We start from the raw sequence: 2,335 nt of genomic DNA, 5'->3' as shown, positions 1-2,335 counted from the left end.
CCGAACGCGCCTCGGGGGGCAGATGCAGCCCTGCATCGGAGACAGTGACACCATCAAGCGCAACCGTCCCACCCGTTTGACGCTCAACCCCCGCGATGACACGCAATGTGGTGGATTTTCCGCATCCCGAAGGGCCAAGCAAACACATCACCTGCCCAGCCGCCACCGACAAGGATATGCCCCGCACCACTTCCGTCCCATCAAAGACGCAAGAGAGGTTGCTTACCTCAAGCCGCGGGGAATTTTGGCGCGGGACTTGTTTCATAGGGCGATTGCATCCTGATAAAAACACTCAACTTGGTCAGCTATCAGGCACAAGCCCCCCTTTCAAGCGCCGCTTTGCTGCGGCTTCTCAAATAGTGATGGCGTTCTGACCACCATCCAAGAGCACATTTTGCCCCACCATGAAGCCCACATGTTGCGAGCATAAAAACGCACAAGTAGCGCCAAATTCCTGCGCCGTGCCGTAGCGCCCAACGGGTAGGGTGCCAAAGCGGCGGGTGCGTGCCTCCTCAACACTAATTCCCTCGCGCTCCGCTACGCCCTTATCAAGCGCATCGGCGCGATCCGTGGCGTGGATACCGGGCAAGAGATTGTTGATGATCACCCCTTTGGCAGCAACCTGTCGGGCTGTGCCCGCAACATAGCCCGTCAAGGCTGCGCGTGCAGAATTGGACAAGCCCAATTGTGGGATCGGTGCCTTGACCGATTGCGAGGTGATATTGACCACACGACCCCATGATTTTTCGATCATTTGCGGCATGTAATGTTTCATCAGCGCAATCGGTGTCAGCATATTGGCATCCAGCGCCTTGATGAAATCATCGCGCGTCCAATCCGACCACAAACCTGGTGGGGGGCCGCCCGCATTGGTCACAAGAATATCAATTGCACCCGCCCCCGCGATCACATCGGCGCGCGCCGCCTCATCGGTGATATCGGCGGCAATCGCGGTGACTGAAACGCCATAGGTGTCGCGAATATGCGCGGCAGTCGCCTCAAGCGCCTCTGCACCGCGGGCATTGAGCACCAGATCAACCCCTGCCTCAGCCAAGGCTTCGGCGCAGCCGCGCCCCAAGCCTTTGGACGATGCACAAACCAATGCGCGCTTTCCCTTAATGCCCAAATCCATAATCTGCTCCCTCGCATTCTTTACTATCTTTCCTTGCGCGCAAGCGCGCCTCTGGGGGCAAGTTAGGTGCCTGTTGCTGCCAAATCCAGTCTTGCGTGAGATTTACCTTTCACCAAAAGCGCCGCTTGACCGCGCCCTGCCCGGTTTCTATTGAGAAAAAAGGAGGGTGAAATGGCCAGCTTACCCGCGCAATTAAAATTCGATGTTTATCCTGCCACGCAGTTCTGCGTGGTTCGCGGCGCCAATGAAGGCGATGCGCTTGGCACCTTTGACGAGGTGGAGGCAGGCGATATCTACCGCATGCGCAAAGATGCCAGCGCCCTCACCCTTGCCATGCGGGATGATGCCGATGGCACGCAGTTGGTGGCCGAAGGCAGTCAATTGGGCCGTGCAGGCGACAAGCTGACGATTGCAGCCTGTCACCAATTGATGACCCCAGACGGGACTTTGGCCGAAATCCTGACCCTGACAATCTGGCCTGCAGGCCAACCCGCCCATTACATCCTGTCGCTGTGCAATCTTGAGCCGGGTGAAGATTATGAATTGGTGGGCTCTGAGGCCGAAACAGCATCGCTGCGCTTTGCTGATATTGCCTGCCTGTCCTTTTTGGCAGGCACGCACCTTACCCTTGCCTCTGGCGCACAAATTGCCGTTGAAGCGCTGCAAGAGGGCGACCTGCTGCTGACCCGCGAAAATGGGGCGCAGCCTATTCGGTGGATTGGGCGCACTGTGTTGCGCGGCACAGGCAGCACAGCGCCCGTGCTGATCCGCCAAGGCGCGTTAAACACGGCGCGAGATTTGGTTTTGATGCCGAACCATCGCCTCTTTGTATGGCAACGCCAAGATATGCTTGGCACAGGCCGCGCTGAGGTCATGGTCAAGGCCGCCCATTTGATCAATGGCAGCACCATCACACGGCTTGAGGGCGGCTTCTTTGATGGGTTCCAAATCCTGCTTGATCGTCACGAAATCCTTTATGCCGAGGGGATCGCGGTCGAAAGCCTGATGGTTACAGGACAAACCCGCCCCGCCTTGCCCGAAGCGATCCTTGCAACCGCCGCGCCCGATCTGAGCCCCGAATTACGCACCGCGCTTGAGCTTGACGCGCTGGCGCTTGCCCGCGCAGAGGGTGATCCCGCCAAAGCGCTTTACGAGGCCTCACTGGGTGGCAAAAAACGCCCTAACCCATAGCATATTCTCTTC

Annotated in this window: 3 protein-coding genes; 1 reads left to right on the top strand and 2 read right to left on the bottom strand. The window is 58.1% G+C overall.

Annotated features, from left to right (window positions below; genetic code table 11):
* Together ACR0IO_RS22805 and ACR0IO_RS22800 are read right to left on the bottom strand one after the other, a co-directional pair.
* Window positions 1–265, bottom strand: a 265-nt coding sequence (locus tag ACR0IO_RS22805; RefSeq protein ID WP_480745103.1) for an ATP-binding cassette domain-containing protein, incomplete at its 3' end; no start/stop codon positions are given.
* Window positions 266–352: 87 nt separating this feature from the next.
* Window positions 353–1,132, bottom strand: coding sequence for an SDR family oxidoreductase (locus tag ACR0IO_RS22800; RefSeq protein WP_480745101.1), 780 nt, complete (start codon window positions 1,130–1,132; stop codon window positions 353–355).
* Window positions 1,133–1,303: 171 nt separating this feature from the next.
* On the opposite strand from ACR0IO_RS22800, the gene ACR0IO_RS22795 reads away from it, so the two are divergent.
* On the top strand, window positions 1,304–2,323 hold the full coding sequence (locus ACR0IO_RS22795; protein ID WP_480745099.1) for a Hint domain-containing protein: 1,020 nt from the start codon (window positions 1,304–1,306) through the stop codon (window positions 2,321–2,323).
* Window positions 2,324–2,335 lie beyond the last annotated feature (12 nt).

The sequence above is a fragment of the Ruegeria sp. CE12 genome, assembly GCF_056537525.1.
This window is presented reverse-complemented; position numbering and strand designations above follow the sequence as displayed.